Annotated in this window: 14 protein-coding genes; 9 read left to right on the top strand and 5 right to left on the bottom strand. The window is 30.9% G+C overall.

Annotated elements, in window-relative coordinates:
* Positions 1-9: 9 nt before the first annotated feature.
* The 3 genes from hisS (at position 10) to bsdtw1_RS14340 (ending at position 3,553) form a co-directional block, all read left to right on the top strand.
* Positions 10-1,266, top strand: a complete 1,257-nt coding sequence (gene hisS, locus bsdtw1_RS14350; protein WP_183278246.1) for a histidine--tRNA ligase — start codon at positions 10-12, stop codon at positions 1,264-1,266.
* A gap of 11 nt (positions 1,267-1,277) precedes the next feature.
* Positions 1,278-3,062 carry an aspartate--tRNA ligase gene (gene aspS / locus bsdtw1_RS14345; protein WP_183278245.1) on the top strand — a complete coding sequence of 595 codons (1,785 nt, stop codon included), beginning with the start codon at positions 1,278-1,280 and terminating at the stop codon, positions 3,060-3,062.
* A gap of 194 nt (positions 3,063-3,256) precedes the next feature.
* Positions 3,257-3,553 carry a metal-sensitive transcriptional regulator gene (locus bsdtw1_RS14340; RefSeq protein ID WP_183278244.1) on the top strand — a complete coding sequence of 99 codons (297 nt, stop codon included), beginning with the start codon at positions 3,257-3,259 and terminating at the stop codon, positions 3,551-3,553.
* Positions 3,554-3,618: 65 nt separating this feature from the next.
* Here the strand turns inward: bsdtw1_RS14340 and bsdtw1_RS14335 are convergent, their stop codons facing one another.
* Together bsdtw1_RS14335 and bsdtw1_RS14330 are read right to left on the bottom strand one after the other, a co-directional pair.
* Positions 3,619-4,086, bottom strand: a complete 468-nt coding sequence (locus bsdtw1_RS14335; RefSeq protein WP_183278243.1) for a threonine/serine exporter family protein — start codon at positions 4,084-4,086, stop codon at positions 3,619-3,621.
* 1 nt (position 4,087) lies between these two features.
* Complete coding sequence (locus bsdtw1_RS14330; protein ID WP_183278242.1) at positions 4,088-4,855, bottom strand: threonine/serine exporter family protein; 768 nt, start codon at positions 4,853-4,855, stop codon at positions 4,088-4,090.
* 459 nt (positions 4,856-5,314) lie between these two features.
* Between bsdtw1_RS14330 and glyA the strand changes: the two genes are divergently transcribed.
* The 3 genes from glyA to ymfI all read left to right on the top strand — a co-directional run bounded on the left by glyA (position 5,315) and on the right by ymfI (position 8,549).
* Positions 5,315-6,550, top strand: coding sequence for a serine hydroxymethyltransferase (gene glyA / locus bsdtw1_RS14325; RefSeq protein WP_183278241.1), 1,236 nt, complete (start codon positions 5,315-5,317; stop codon positions 6,548-6,550).
* A 258-nt stretch (positions 6,551-6,808) separates the two neighbouring features.
* The gene (locus tag bsdtw1_RS14320; protein ID WP_183278240.1) at positions 6,809-7,744 is read left to right on the top strand and encodes a dipeptidase; all 936 of its coding nucleotides are present in this window, start codon (positions 6,809-6,811) and stop codon (positions 7,742-7,744) included.
* A gap of 61 nt (positions 7,745-7,805) precedes the next feature.
* Entirely contained in the window at positions 7,806-8,549 is a 744-nt protein-coding gene (gene ymfI / locus bsdtw1_RS14315) for an elongation factor P 5-aminopentanone reductase (RefSeq protein WP_183278239.1), read from the top strand.
* A 75-nt stretch (positions 8,550-8,624) separates the two neighbouring features.
* Here ymfI and bsdtw1_RS14310 read toward each other — a convergent pair whose 3' ends face one another.
* Both bsdtw1_RS14310 and bsdtw1_RS14305 read right to left on the bottom strand, forming a co-directional pair.
* Positions 8,625-10,118, bottom strand: coding sequence for a sensor histidine kinase (locus tag bsdtw1_RS14310; protein WP_183278238.1), 1,494 nt, complete (start codon positions 10,116-10,118; stop codon positions 8,625-8,627).
* On the bottom strand, positions 10,115-10,789 hold the full coding sequence (locus tag bsdtw1_RS14305; protein ID WP_183278237.1) for a response regulator: 675 nt from the start codon (positions 10,787-10,789) through the stop codon (positions 10,115-10,117). Before bsdtw1_RS14305 ends, bsdtw1_RS14310 begins: the two co-directional genes overlap by 4 nt.
* 373 nt (positions 10,790-11,162) lie before the next feature.
* Here bsdtw1_RS14305 and bsdtw1_RS14300 point away from each other — a divergent pair, with 373 nt between their 5' ends.
* The 3 genes from bsdtw1_RS14300 to bsdtw1_RS14290 are packed head-to-tail and all read left to right on the top strand — an operon-like array spanning position 11,163 to position 14,244.
* A complete protein-coding gene (locus bsdtw1_RS14300) occupies positions 11,163-12,434 on the top strand; it encodes a M16 family metallopeptidase (protein WP_183278236.1) in 1,272 nt (423 codons plus the stop codon).
* Positions 12,427-13,068 carry a recombination regulator RecX gene (gene recX, locus bsdtw1_RS14295; RefSeq protein ID WP_183278235.1) on the top strand — a complete coding sequence of 214 codons (642 nt, stop codon included), beginning with the start codon at positions 12,427-12,429 and terminating at the stop codon, positions 13,066-13,068. Before bsdtw1_RS14300 ends, recX begins: the two co-directional genes overlap by 8 nt.
* Before the next feature lie 6 nt (positions 13,069-13,074).
* Positions 13,075-14,244, top strand: a complete 1,170-nt coding sequence (locus tag bsdtw1_RS14290) for a transglutaminase domain-containing protein (RefSeq protein ID WP_183278234.1) — start codon at positions 13,075-13,077, stop codon at positions 14,242-14,244.
* 13 nt (positions 14,245-14,257) lie between these two features.
* Here bsdtw1_RS14290 and bsdtw1_RS14285 read toward each other — a convergent pair whose 3' ends face one another.
* Positions 14,258-14,614, bottom strand: a complete 357-nt coding sequence (locus bsdtw1_RS14285) for a tetratricopeptide repeat protein (RefSeq protein WP_183278233.1) — start codon at positions 14,612-14,614, stop codon at positions 14,258-14,260.
* Positions 14,615-14,747: the final 133 nt, after the last annotated feature.

Genomic DNA, 14,747 nt, shown 5'->3' with positions numbered 1-14,747 from the left:
GGTAGTAACATGTCATCAATACAGGCACCTAAAGGAACAAAGGATATGCTGCCAAGTGACGCATATAAATGGCATTATGTAGAAGAGAAGTTTAGAAAATTATCAAAAGAATATGGTATTAGAGAAATAAGAACTCCTATGTTTGAACATACGGAACTATTTTTAAGAGGGGTTGGAGAGACTACTGATATCGTTCAAAAGGAAATGTACACTTTTGAAGATAAAGGTGGAAGAAGTGTAACTTTAAAGCCAGAAGGAACTGCGCCAGCAGTTAGAGCTTTTATTGAAAGCAGCCTGTATGCAGATGCACAGCCTACAAAGCTTTATTATTTTACTCCTGCATTTAGATATGAAAATGTTCAAAAAGGAAGATTAAGACAGTTTCATCAATATGGTATAGAAGTATTTGGGTCTAAAGAAGCATCTATAGATGCGGAAATCATATCACTTGCAATGAGAGCTTTAGGAGAATTTGGACTGAATGATCTTAGTTTAAATATAAACAGTTTAGGTTGTCCTCACTGTAGAGATAAGTTTAATAATGCACTTAAAGAGTATCTTAAGGAAAATCACGATAATCTTTGTGCAACTTGTAAAACTAGATTTGAAAGAAATCCTATGAGAATACTTGACTGTAAAGAACACAAGTGTAAGGGAATCACTGAAAAGGCTCCAGTTATACTAGACTTTATTTGTGAAGAGTGCAGTACTCATTTTGATAACTTAAAAGGGTACTTAGATGCATTGGGAATAAAATATAATGTTGATCCTAAAATTGTAAGAGGCTTAGATTATTATACAAAAACAGTTTTTGAAATAATCCATGATGGATTAACAGTTTGTGGTGGAGGAAGATATGATAAGCTGATTGAAGAAATTGGCGGTCCTTCAATGCCTGCGTTTGGATTTGGATTAGGGCTTGAAAGACTTCTTATGATAATAGAAAATCAAGATGTAGAAATTCCAAAACCAAATTATATTGACTTATTTGTTGGATCTATTGGGGAAAAATCTAATTTTGAAGCACTAAAATTGATTTGCGATTTAAGAAAATATGGAATATACTGTGAATGTGATCATATGAAGAAGAGTGTAAAAGCTCAAATGAAATATGCTAATAAAATAGGAGCAAGATTCACTTTAATACTAGGTGAAGATGAAATTGCTAATAAATCTGCAAAACTTAAAAACATGAGCAATGGCGAAGAAAGTATTGTAAATCTTACTGATTTAGATTTCTTAGCTAAATTAATAAAAGAGCAATAGGAGGATACACCATGGGTGAAGCGTTACAAGGATTAAAAAGAACCATAATGTGTGGCGAAGTAAGAGAAAGTAATATAGGCGAAAACATAACAGTGATGGGATGGGTTCAAAGAAGAAGAAATTTAGGCGGATTAGAATTTGTAGATTTAAGAGATAGAACAGGTATACTTCAAGTTGTTTTTGGAGATGAGATAAACAGTGAAGCATTTAACAAAGCTGGTAGTATAAGATCAGAATACTGTATTGCTGTTACTGGTGAGGTAGTAAAAAGAGAAGCCCCAAACAACAATATTCCAACTGGTATGGTAGAGCTTAAGGCTGAGTACATAAAGATATTATCTGAGTCAGAAACTCCACCTATATATATAAAAGAAAATTTAGATGCAGCTGAAAATATAAGATTAAAATATAGATATCTTGATTTAAGAAGACCTGATATGCAAAATATATTCAAGATAAGACACAGAGCTACTAAGGCTATAAGAGATTTTCTAGATAATAATGGTTTCTTAGAAGTTGAGACTCCAATTCTTACAAAGTCAACTCCTGAAGGAGCTAGAGACTATTTAGTGCCTTCAAGAAATTATCCAGGAATGTTTTATGCATTACCTCAATCACCACAGTTATTTAAACAACTTTTAATGGTTTCAGGGTTTGATAAATACTTCCAAATAGCTAAATGTTTTAGAGATGAAGACTTAAGAGCAAACAGACAGCCTGAATTTACTCAAGTTGACCTAGAGATGAGCTTTGTTGAAGCTGATGATGTAATGGCATTAAATGAAGGCTTAATAGCTCATGTATTTAAAGAAGTTTTAGGTGTTGAAGTTAAACTTCCAATAAAGAGAATGACTTTTAAAGAAGGTATGGAGAAATACGGGTCAGATAAACCAGATTTAAGATTTGGTATGGAGATTACTGATCTTACTGAGGTTGTTAAATTTGCAGAATTTAAAGTGTTTGCTGATGCAATAGCAAATAACGGATCTGTTAGAGCTCTTAACTTAAAAGGCGGAGCTTCTATGGGAAGAAAAGATATAGACAGATTAGGTGAATTCGTTAAGACATTTAAAGCTAAAGGATTAGCTTGGATTCAACTTAAAGAAGGCGAAGTTAAATCTCCAATAGCTAAGTTCTTAAAGGAAGATGAACTTAAAAATATTATCAATACAATGAACGCTGAAGATGGCGATTTAATATTAATTGTTGCAGATAGAAACTCTGTAGTATTCCAAAGCTTAGGTCAATTAAGACTTGAACTTGCTAAGAAATTTGATTTAATAAAGGATAAAAATGAATTTAACTTTACTTGGATAACTGAATTCCCACTGTTCGAGTATGATGAAGAAGAAGGAAGATACTTTGCAGCACATCATCCGTTCACAATGCCAATGGATGAAGATATAGAATTCTTAACTTCTGAACCAGGAAGAGTTAGAGCTAAGGCTTATGACTTAGTTCTAAATGGAGAAGAACTTGGTGGAGGATCTATAAGAATCCATGACACTAAACTTCAAGAAAAGATGTTTGAAGCTCTAGGCTTTACAACTGAATCAGCTTGGGAAAAGTTTGGATTCTTACTTGAAGCCTTTAAATTCGGACCACCACCTCACGGCGGATTAGCATTTGGTCTTGATAGAATGATAATGTTCTTAGCTGGCACTGATAACATAAAAGATGTTATAACATTCCCTAAGAATCAAAATGCATTCTGTTATTTAACTGAGGCTCCTAATGTTGTGGATGAAAAACAATTAACTGAGCTTGGAATTGCAACTGTAAAAAGTGAAAAATAAACTGCTATAAATTAAAGCAGTGGATGATATAAAAAATAACTTCAATATTTACTATTGGAGTTATTTTTCTCTGTGTGCAAAAAATAATATTTTTAAAAGCAATTATTGTATTAAAGAAGTTATTTATTGTATAAAAGAGGGGCAGATGATACAATATATACCGTATACTGGTATACTAACAGGAGTGATATATTATGGATGAAATAATTGATGATGTTGTAGATGAAAAAAGTGAGAAACTTAAAAAGGATATATTAGTAAGGCTAAGAAGAATAGAAGGTCAGGTTAAAGGTATTCATGGAATGATAGATAAAAATGTATGTTGCCCTGACGTTCTTATACAAATAGCAGCCATTAGAGCAGCTATAAATAAAGTTGGTGCATTAATTATAGAGGATTATGCTAGAAATTGTATGGGTATTCCAAATGATTCAGAAGCAGAAGAAGGTCTACAGCAGTTGATTAAGACAATCAATACCTTTATGAAGTAATTTGATAAAAATAATTAATAAAAAATAGGCATTCCTTAGGGGATGCCTATTTTTGGTGATTTAAGTCAATAAGGTCTTCTGTTTTTATCCACTATCTCCATATAATGATGTCTAGCAGAACTGATCAACCTCGTAATTGTTGAAACAAATATTACTCCAAGTGCTAACGTTCCAGCGCTTGCTAAAGTTGTAGCTAAAGTTTGAAAAGATTTATTCATATCCCCTCTAATAGCTTCGTACATTGTATAATACATTCCTCCGCCTGGTACAAGAGGTATGAGTGCACAAATAACTATTGTTGTAACTGGAGTTTTAAGTATTCTAGCACATGCTTCAGAATAAGCACTGAATACAATTGATGAAATAAATAAACCAGCTATATCTGAACCAGTTTTCTGCAGAGCAAGTTTGTAAATTATCCAGCTTATCATACCACCGATAGAAGAAAAAATTAAGTTTTTTCCTTTTATATTAAAGATTATACCAAATCCGAAGGTAGCAATAAAAGCCGCTATAGTTTCTTTAAACAACATATTATATACCCCCAAACTTATTAAACCAAAGAATAAGCACAACACCGGTGCCAACAGCGATAGAAATAGCTATTAAGAATGCTTCGGCAGCTCGTGTAAGTCCAGAAACTAAGTCGCCAGCAATTGTATCTCGTATAGCATTTGTTATAGCTAGACCTGGGACTAGTAACATTACTGAACCTATTATAACCTTATCTACGTTGGAACCTATACCTTCACTAACTAAAATTAGAGCCATACCTGCAACTATAGAGCCGCTTATACTATTAATAAAGAAGTCATTTATGCTAAGTTCACTGCAGAGATTTGAAAATAACTTTATGATAACTCCAATGATAAAGGCAGAAACAAAATCCTTAATATTTCCCCCAAATAATATGGAAAATGCAGCAGCACCTAAGGCAGAGAAAAATATGGTTACAGGAGCGCTATATCTTTTTCCATTCTCAATATTGATAAGCTCGTTATAAAATTGATCAACTGTAAGATTTAAAGTTTTTATATTTCTGGAAAGATCATTAACTCTAGAGATTTTTTCTAGGTTAACAGTTCTTCTATGGATTCTCTTTATAAGAGAGGTTGTTTCATGATTTTCGTCTGAAACAGAAGACATTATACCTGTTGGTGTAACAAAACTTTCAGCATATTCTACTCCGAAAGCTTTGCATATTCTCCAAATGGTTTCTTCAACTCTGTAAGTTTCGCCACCGCTCTCTAGTATAATTTGGCCAGCGAAGGTAGCAACATGTAAAATTTTATTTATGTCCATAATAACCTCATTGAAATTTTATAATTGATTATTAGTAATATTTTAATATTAACGGTGTTACAGGAATTTATAACAGGTACATTTATTAAAGTTTAATTTTTGCTTAGTCTTATAACCAAATTTATTAGCGGTTTCTGAGCAGTATAATTAAAGGTAACGTCCTGAAATAATTATGCTAAAACTACACCAGTTGTATTATAACATATATATTGTAGGAACTTAATTGTTTAGCTAAGATTTAAATAATAATTAACCATAGGCAAATTTAATTATAAAATTTTTAATGCTTATCCTGCTTTTAGTAGCAGGATTGAAATACCTAAAATAGTATTAATGAGATATTTTGACAATATCTATAGGTGAAAATGTTTTCATTACAATTTTTATTAACTGGTTATATTGATTAAATTCTTATTAAAACATATAATCAATATAAACGAAAGAAATTGGGGTGATTGAATGGATTTTAATAATTTAAGAAACAATGACAAAGATATATATGATCTTGTAGAAAAAGAACTACATAGACAACAAAATGGAATAGAACTTATAGCTTCTGAAAATTTTACTAGTGAAGCGGTTATGGAAGCCATGGGATCGTATCTAACTAACAAATACGCTGAAGGATATCCAAGTAAAAGATACTATGGTGGATGTCACGTAGTAGACGAAGTAGAAGAGATAGCAAGAGAAAGAGCAAAAAAACTTTTTGGAGCTGAACATGCTAATGTACAGCCACATTCAGGTTCTCAAGCAAACATGGCTGTATATTTTTCAGTGTTAAATCCTGGAGACACAGTTTTAGGGATGGATCTTAGCAATGGAGGACATTTAACTCACGGATCACCAGTGAATTTTTCTGGAAAGTTGTTTAAGTTTGTATCTTATAAAGTAGATAAAACTACTGAAACAATAGATTATGAAGAAGTTAGAAAGATTGCTTTAGACTGCAAACCAAAAATGATAGTTGCTGGAGCAAGCGCATATTCAAGAACTCTTGATTTTGAGAAATTCAGAGCTATTGCTGATGAAGTTGGTGCATACTTAATGGTGGATATGGCTCATATTGCTGGACTTGTAGCTACAGGAGCTCATCCATCACCAGTTCCATATGCTGATTTTGTTACTTCAACAACTCATAAGACTCTAAGAGGTCCAAGAGGTGGACTAATTCTTTGTAAGGAAAAGTATGCAAAGGATATTGATAAAACTATTTTCCCTGGAATGCAAGGTGGACCACTTATGCATATAATTGCAGGGAAAGCCGTTTGCTTCAAAGAAGCATTAGAGCCTTCATTTAAGGAATATACAACTCAAGTTATAAAAAATGCTAAGGTTCTTGGCGAAGAGTTAATAGCTAGAGGATTTAAACTGGTATCTAACGGTACTGATAATCACTTATTACTTGTAGATTTAAGTAATAAAGACATAACAGGTAAAGAAGCAGAAATACTTCTTGATACTATAGGTATAACAGTAAATAAGAATACAGTGCCAAACGAAACTAGAAGCCCATTTGTAACAAGTGGAGTAAGAATAGGAACTCCTGCAGTTACAACAAGAGGTTTTGTTGAAGCAGATATGAAAGAAATTGCAGAAATAATTGACTACGTTATAACAAATAAAGATGGAGATCTTTCTGTTGCAAAGGAAAAAGTAAAAGTACTTTGTGATAAATATCCATTATATAAGTAATTTTTATTAAGCTGATTAGTGAACCATTGTAGCTGAATACTCATATAGTCTCCTGAAGTTGTAGGAAGACTTATGTGATTAATTAAAGCTACAGTGGTTCATATTTATTTATAATTAGTATAATAGGATATGTTTAATAGTATTGTTGAAATTAAGTGGTTATAAAGGTGATGAAAGTTTTTATTTTAATTGATTATACTTTGAACAGGTACATCTTTAGCTTTAAAGTGATAAAATAATATAAAAGGGAGTGATTGTATGAATTTCATTGATTTACATTGTGATACAGCATTAAAACTATTTAATGATAATGAGGCTAAGTTAAAAGAAAATCAGTTTTCAGTTGATATTATGAAATTAAAGGCTGGCAATGCTAAAGCTCAATTCTTTGCATTATTCTTAGAGAAAGATCAATGTGGGGATTTAAAAAATGATTGCATTGATATGTATAAAAGATTGGTTAGTGAATTAAATGAAAATAAATCTGATATAGCTTTAGTTAGAAATTATGATCAGTACTTAAAATGTCAGAATGAAAATAAACTAGGAGCTTTTATAACTATAGAAGAAGGTGGAGCAATAGCTGGTGATATAAATAATCTGCAAGAATTCTATGATATGGGGATTAGATTAATAACCTTGACTTGGAATTTTGAAAATGAAATTGGATATCCACATTGCAAAAAAGAATATGCAGATAAGGGATTGAAACCATTTGGTATAGAAGTGGTTAAAAAAATGAATGATCTTGGAATCATTATAGATGTTTCACATTTATCTGATGGTGGATTTTTTGATGTTGCTAAGTATTCAACAAAACCTTTTGTTGCATCTCATTCAAATTCTAGAGCCATAAGAAACCATACTAGAAATTTAACAGATGAGATGATTAAGATACTAAGTACAGCAGGAGGGGTAATGGGAATAAACTTCTGCAGCGGTTTTGTAGGTAAGAGTAAGACTACCAAAATAGATGATATGGTAGAGCATATTAAGCACATAAAAAAAATTGGTGGAATAGATTGTATAGCTTTAGGTAGCGACTTTGATGGAATAGAAAATGAAGTTGAAATAAAAGATGCAAGTGAAATGGGAAAATTATCAGATGCTCTTCTAAAAAATAATTTTTCTTATGACGATGTTGAAAAGATATTTTATAAAAATGCGGAAAGAATTATAAGAGAAGTATTATAGTGAATGATAGTCAACTTTGGTTGTTTTAAAGCTAGATATAGATTTTGAAGGTGAATATTTTATGAATGATTTAAACGGAAAAGTAGTTATAGTAACTGGTGCCTCAAAAGGTATCGGAAAAGACATATCAATAAATTTAGCTGCTAAAGGTGCGTCAATTGTGGTCAATTATAATAGGGACCATGAAGGAGCAGAAGAAGTTGTTAGCTTTATAAAAGAAAATGGTGGTTATGCAGTAGCATTTCAAAGCAATGTAGGAATATATTCAGAAGCTCAAAGGCTTATAGAATTTACGTACCAAACCTTTGGCAAAATTGACATTCTTATAAATAATGCAGGTGTTTCCTATATTGGATTATTGATGGATATGAATGAAAATGAAATAGATCGACTGATAGATACTAATATCAAGGGTGTAATGTATACATCAAAGTTTGTAATTCCACATTTTCTAAGTAAAGGTAAAGGTATTATTATCAATATTTCTTCAATATGGGGGCAGTCAGGTGCAGCTTGTGAGGCTATTTATAGTGCTACTAAGGGAGCGGTAAACAGTTTTACTAAAGCCTTAGCAAAGGAACTAGCACCATCTAAGATAAGAGTTAACGGGGTAGCACCTGGAGTTATAAATACATCGATGAATAGGTGGCTTTCAGAAGAAGAAAAGAACATACTCATAGATGAGATACCAATGTGCAGATTTGGTGAAGGGAATGAGGTTGCCGAAGTGGTAAGTTTTCTATGCTCAGAACAATCCTCTTACTTGACAGGTCAAATACTCACAGTGGATGGCGGAATGATTTAACATAATAAGCCATACATAAATGAGAAAATATATCTCTCAATATGTATGGCTTTATACCTATAAATTATCAATGTTTTATTCAGCTTCGGTTGTGCTACTGTTAGCTAAATTCAAGTCAAAGAAAAATTCAACGCCATTTGCGGTGTTTCTTACTCCGAAGGTACTATTATGTTGTGTAAGCATCTGCTTAACAATCGCAAGGCCAAGACCACTACTTCCTTCAGAGCGACTTCTCGCCTTATCAACTCTATAAAATTGAACCCAAACTTTCTCTAAATCATCTTTTTGCAAGAAAGCACCTGTGTTTTCGATGGAAAACAAAGCTTTTGTGTTATCAACACCTATAAATATATTTATACTTTCGTTTTCATTAGTGTATTTTATGGCATTAGTTATAAAGTTTGTTATAACACTTTCTATCTTAAATTCATCACCAATAACCATGATAATATTTTCATCAGAATAAGATTTATTTATTTTTAAGTTTTTTTCTGCAAAATTGTTTGAGTATTTAAATAGTATTTCGTTAGTAAGAGCTATTATATCAAAGGTATCTATTTGTAGTTTGTTGCTATCCGATTCAAGTCTTGAGAGTTCAAGCATATCCATAACCAATTTATTCATTTTATTAGATTCATCAATTATTATGTCTAGGTATATATCCTTAGCCTCTCCATCAACAATATTATCCTTTAATCCTTCCGCATATCCTTCGATAATTCCTATTGGGGTCTTTAATTCATGTGAAACCCCAGCAATAAAGTCTTTACGAATTTTTTCCAGTTTACGTTCTTTCTCTATATCAGCCTGTAATTTTTGGTTTTTTGTTCTCAAGTCAGTTAAAGCGTTAGATAAGTTTTCTGATAAAAAGTTAAGTGTTTTAGCAAGGTCACCTATCTCATCTTCCCTATCTGCTATACATTTTTCAGTAAAATCCATAGAAGACATCTTACGAGCAACCTTATTAAGCCTTTTCAATGGTTTTGATATTAAATCTGAGTATATAAAAGACAGTATAAGACCTATAAAAATCAAGGCAATAAATATATATTTATAAAACTGTCCTATTATCGAAGAGGCTTCTTTAATGCTCTGGAAAGAATAAACCGTTATTAATATTGAGTCATTTTTCGTGTTAATAGACATAGGTGTTATTACTACTATATGTTTTATATTGTGCTTTTTATCGTCATAAACTTGGCTTAGAGTTTTTCCTGAACTAAAAATATCAGAAATATTGTCTGGGCTAATAAGCGAATTAAAAATACTACTTGTTACATCTAAGCTTTGATCTGAACCAAACATAGGGAGACCATTTGACGAATAAATACCTGCCTGAGCACTAGCACTATACTGTAAATTGTTTAATCCACTGATTATTGCGTTTCTATTAGTGGTACCTGAGTATGAATCTTTAAAGCTTTCTACACTAGCTACCAGTAGATTCGTTTTTTTATCAGTATAAAAGCGCTCAAAGAAAAACATCTGAAACAAAGCAGCAGCAACCATTAAAGCTATTATTAGACCAAAGGTGATAACGAAAATTCTTTTTGATATACTTTGCTTCATTCTTTCACCTCAAACTTATAACCACTTCCTCTAACAGTAGTTATGAATTCAGATTTATCCAAAAGTTTTTCTCTTAATCTCTTAATATTTGTATCTACAGTTCTTAAATCCCCATAATAATCAATGCCCCACACACTATCTAAGATCTGATCTCTTGTAAGGGCAATGCCTTCATTTGAAACTAAGTAAATCAATAGATCAAATTCTTTTGGTGATAAATTTATAGTTTTATCGTAGACCGTAACTTCATGTGAAATTTTATTTATCCTAAGACCATCATAATCCATTATATTTGTATCCGTTTTATTACTAGTTCTTTTTAAAAGAGCTTTTACTTTGGCTACTAAAACTTTTGGACTAAAAGGTTTTGTTACATAATCATCTGCACCAAGTTCATAGCCTAATAATTTATCATCTTCCTCACTACGAGCAGTAAGCATTATTATAGGAGTTGTAGAAACCTCTCGTATTTTTTTGCATACTTCGAACCCATTAAGTTCTGGCATCATTATATCTAGGATCACTAGGTCGATTTTTTCTTCAGAATATATGTTTAATGCTTCTTTACCATTCTTTGCTTCAAATATTTTAAAGTTCTCTTTTAAAAAATAATCCCTTAAGAGAAATCGAATTCTTATTTCATCTTCGACAATAAGTAATGTTAACCCCATAATTAAACCTCCTTGAAACTATTACAAATTTATTATACCTAAGAAATGTGTCAATATATAGACAATGAATCTATTTATTCAAATAATATTATAATTGAGTTTATATTGATATTATTATAAAATGTAAAGATAAAGAGTTCATGAGACAAAGCTTAAAATATACTTGTTTGAGAATATCGCCTTCGTGGGGGTTTATAAATGTACAGATTAAAAGTTGTAGTTGGAACTATATAAATGTGTATCAATTGAGTAAAAAATAATTTCATAACTTTTTAAAATTATAGAATAGAGTCTAGAAACATAAATTTATTACGAAGAGGTATATGTATATTTAAATATAAACTTGAGCGTTAATGAGAAATGGAGATTTTTAATGTATAAATTGAATTTAGATAGTAAGGCTACAAAGCTTAGCAATGGGCTTAATGTAATAACCATAAAAAAAGATACACAACTTGCTTCAATAAATGTAGGGGTTAAGGCTGGTTCATTAAATGAGGGAGTAAATGAAAAAGGGGTAGCCCATTTCATTGAACATATGTTGTTTAAAGGAACTAAGACAAGAGATAATAAAACTTTGAATGACCAGTTAGAGTTTTTAGGTGGAGAATATAATGCATACACTGATTTTTGCTCTACTGTTTATAGCGTAACTTGCCTTCAGGAGGAGATTGAGAAAGCAATAGAACTTCTTGGAGATATGGTTATAGAATCAACCTTTGACAAAGATGAACTAGAGAAGGAAAGAGGTGTCATTTTAGCTGAAATAAAAACCAGTAAAGATGATATTGAAGATTTGAGTTTCAAGAGAATCAATGAAATTGCTTTTGAGTATAGTCCTTTAAGATATGAGATAAGTGGAGATGAAGAAAGTGTAAGTAGGTTCACTAAAGATGATTTACTTAGTTTTTATAAGAAATTTTATACTCCAGAGAATACTACAATAACAATTGTTTCGTCCTACGATCATGAAGAGGCTATATCAATTATTTCTAAATTCTTTGGTGTTTGGAATGGTACCTTAAATCATAGAGATAAGATAGAATTTGAAAAAAATAAGGAAGTTACCGTAACTACGTATAAAAGGGATATAGAGTTAAGTACGATAACATATTTGTATACTTTAGACAATATAGATAAGGATGAAGAATTAGCTCTAAAGATTCTTAATCACAAGTTTGGTGAAAGTGCTAATTCTATACTATTTAGAGAGCTTAGAGAGGAAAGAGGACTTGCATACGATATATATACTAATTTAGATTTAGGAAATGATATTAGAACTCTATATATCTTTACTTCAGTTGAAGATGAAAATATAGAGGAAGCCCTTGATGCTATAAATGACTGCATAGAAAAGATAAAAACTGAGGAAATTCCTTTTCCTAAGAGTACAATTGAGCTAATGAAAAAGGTGCATAAAACTGCAGTTGTGTCTACTCTAGATGATAGTTCAGAACTCTCAAATTATGTACTTAATCAAGTTCTTGAAGAAGAACCAATAGATGAATTTATACATGATATGGAAAGGCTTAATCATATCGAAAATGTGGATTTATATGATATTGCAAGAAAGGTTTTTAATAATCCTACAATTCATATTTTAAGATCAGACGCAGATAAGGAAGCAGAGGATATAGATGAGTAAAATCACCGGTATTGAAGTACAAAAAAAGAACCCTAAAAGAGTAAATGTATTTATCGATGAAGAATTTTCTTTCGGCTGTGATGCAGAGTTAATCTATAGATACGGACTTAGAAAAGATGAGAAAGTTGATGTAGAGAAAATCAAAACAATAATCGAAGAAGAAGATTTTATTAAATGTAAAAATGCTGCATTAAAGACAATTGAAAGAGCTTATAAGACGGAGAAAGAGATAAGAGATAAATTAATAGCAAAAGCTTTTCCAGAAAATCTGATTAAGAGAACACTGGACTTTTTGAAAGAATACAATTTTTTAGATGATAAATTATATACTGAAATGTATTTAAAAGATAAGATTGGAAATCAAGGAAAGAATAAAATTTATTATAGTTTATTAAGAAAAGGTGTTTCAGAGGAACTATTAAAGGATAAAATAAGTAATGTGGATACAGAGATAGAAGAAGAAGGCGCCTATACACTATGTAAAAAAAAGTACGACTCATTAATAAAGAGAGAATCGGACACATTAAAAATATCACAAAAATTATTTAGATTTATGGCATCTAAGGGATATGAATTTGATATGATTAATAGATTGATAAAGAAGATAATGAGAACTGATCAATTTTTGGAGTAGATGATTATGAATTTTAATACCACAAATCTTATACTTATAGCTGTGTTTGTGATACCTGTGATAGCAGGTTTTGTAAACAAGTTTAGTTCAGAAGATGCTATGGAAGAAATACTTGATATAGAAAAAAGTATTGCTCTATTTTTATCAATAGTTCTTGCTGTAGTTTATTGTTCTAAACAAGAATTATTACCGAAGATAGTAGATTACTTGAGTAGCTTATCAGATTACTTAGATACTATATTGAATGGATACAGGCAGATAAGCTATTATGCAGTATTTCTGATTATAATTTATTTAGTATATAATATAATATTTATTTTAATAAGGATATTTAATAAGTTCACTGTACAACCATTTATAGATATCTTAAGTAGGTACTCACAGAAAAAAGGAAACGTATTTAGGGGTTTTATAGGAGCTATATTTGCGTTACCACGAGCTATTATATTTTTAATAGTTGTTTGTATATCTTTGAATTTTATCAACTATCTTGATTTTCCTAGTGAAATAAAGAAATCAATCAATGGAAGTGCTATATATAAGACTATAAGCAAGAATGTTATAAACCCGATTACAACTTCTCCTATAGTCAAAGAAATACCAAGAGTTTTAAATGACTCTCTTAAAATAAAGGTAGTAAAAGTTGATGAAAATCAAAATAGTAAAAATAGTAGCAAGAGCACAAATGCAAGAGAAGTAGTTTATTATAATGGTGTAACATTAGAGCAGGGGATTAAATCAAATGAAACAATAAATCAGGAGGCTTTAAAACTTACCCGATTTAAAAGTAGCGACAAAGAGAAAGCAAAGTCTTTGTACTCTTGGATTGGTACAAATATAGAATATGATGATAATAAAGCTAATGAAATACTTAGTAATAACTTTAGAGTACAGTCTGGAGCTATACCTACCTACGAAACAAGAACAGGGATTTGCTTTGATTACTCGTGTCTTTATGTTGCAATGGCAAGAGCTGCTAACCTTAAGGTAAGGTTAGTCATAGGTCAAGGATATAATGGAGAACAATGGGTAAATCATGCTTGGAATGAAGTTTATATAAAAGAAGAAAGTCGTTGGATTACGGTAGATACTACTTTTTATAAAGCTGGAAATTATTTTGATTCTAAAAGATTTTATAACGATCATAAAATAGAGAAAATTGCAGGAGAATGGTAAAAAGCACCTAACATTAAGGTGCTTTTTTGTATTTATTAACAATTAAATTAATTGCTTTTTCACAATCCTTGTCGCTGTTATCTAATGCCCAAGCCATATTGAAATAACGTAGTGCTTTTTGAGGACTATTAATCATAGAATAGCAATAAGCTAAGTTGAAAAAATATTTGGCGTCTAAATTTAAGTCAATGGCTTTGGTAAGCATATCAATTGCTCTCGAGAAATCCTTAAGCTTTATATAGCAAACACTTGCGTTGTAGTAGGAATAAGGTTCATTGTCCTTTTCTTCTATAGCTTTGATATAATAGGAGAGGGCTTCCCCATAATTTTTATTGTTATAAAGTTCATTGCCTTTAACAAAACTACTCATAAAAATCCTCCAATACTTTTACAACAAATGTAATTATTCTCTTTAATAATTATTGACATAGGATATAAGAATATTCATGTAAAAAAAATATTACTTACATATTTAACAAAAATATTTTATAATATAATAATGA

The organism is Clostridium fungisolvens (assembly GCF_014193895.1).
GTDB classification, from domain to species: Bacteria; Bacillota; Clostridia; order Clostridiales; family Clostridiaceae; genus Clostridium_AR; species Clostridium_AR fungisolvens.
This window is presented reverse-complemented; position numbering and strand designations above follow the sequence as displayed.

Bases quoted from the DNA above. Each gene is read 5' to 3' on its own strand.
- hisS (WP_183278246.1), top strand. From the start codon at position 10: ATGTCATCAATACAGGCACCTAAAGGAACAAAGGATATGCTGCCAAGT.
- aspS (WP_183278245.1), top strand. From the start codon at position 1,278: ATGGGTGAAGCGTTACAAGGATTAAAAAGAACCATAATGTGTGGCGAA.
- bsdtw1_RS14340 (WP_183278244.1), top strand. From the start codon at position 3,257: ATGGATGAAATAATTGATGATGTTGTAGATGAAAAAAGTGAGAAACTT.
- bsdtw1_RS14335 (WP_183278243.1), bottom strand. From the start codon at position 4,086: ATGTTGTTTAAAGAAACTATAGCGGCTTTTATTGCTACCTTCGGATTT.
- bsdtw1_RS14330 (WP_183278242.1), bottom strand. From the start codon at position 4,855: ATGGACATAAATAAAATTTTACATGTTGCTACCTTCGCTGGCCAAATT.
- glyA (WP_183278241.1), top strand. From the start codon at position 5,315: ATGGATTTTAATAATTTAAGAAACAATGACAAAGATATATATGATCTT.
- bsdtw1_RS14320 (WP_183278240.1), top strand. From the start codon at position 6,809: ATGAATTTCATTGATTTACATTGTGATACAGCATTAAAACTATTTAAT.
- ymfI (WP_183278239.1), top strand. From the start codon at position 7,806: ATGAATGATTTAAACGGAAAAGTAGTTATAGTAACTGGTGCCTCAAAA.
- bsdtw1_RS14310 (WP_183278238.1), bottom strand. From the start codon at position 10,118: ATGAAGCAAAGTATATCAAAAAGAATTTTCGTTATCACCTTTGGTCTA.
- bsdtw1_RS14305 (WP_183278237.1), bottom strand. From the start codon at position 10,789: ATGGGGTTAACATTACTTATTGTCGAAGATGAAATAAGAATTCGATTT.
- bsdtw1_RS14300 (WP_183278236.1), top strand. From the start codon at position 11,163: ATGTATAAATTGAATTTAGATAGTAAGGCTACAAAGCTTAGCAATGGG.
- recX (WP_183278235.1), top strand. From the start codon at position 12,427: ATGAGTAAAATCACCGGTATTGAAGTACAAAAAAAGAACCCTAAAAGA.
- bsdtw1_RS14290 (WP_183278234.1), top strand. From the start codon at position 13,075: ATGAATTTTAATACCACAAATCTTATACTTATAGCTGTGTTTGTGATA.
- bsdtw1_RS14285 (WP_183278233.1), bottom strand. From the start codon at position 14,614: ATGAGTAGTTTTGTTAAAGGCAATGAACTTTATAACAATAAAAATTAT.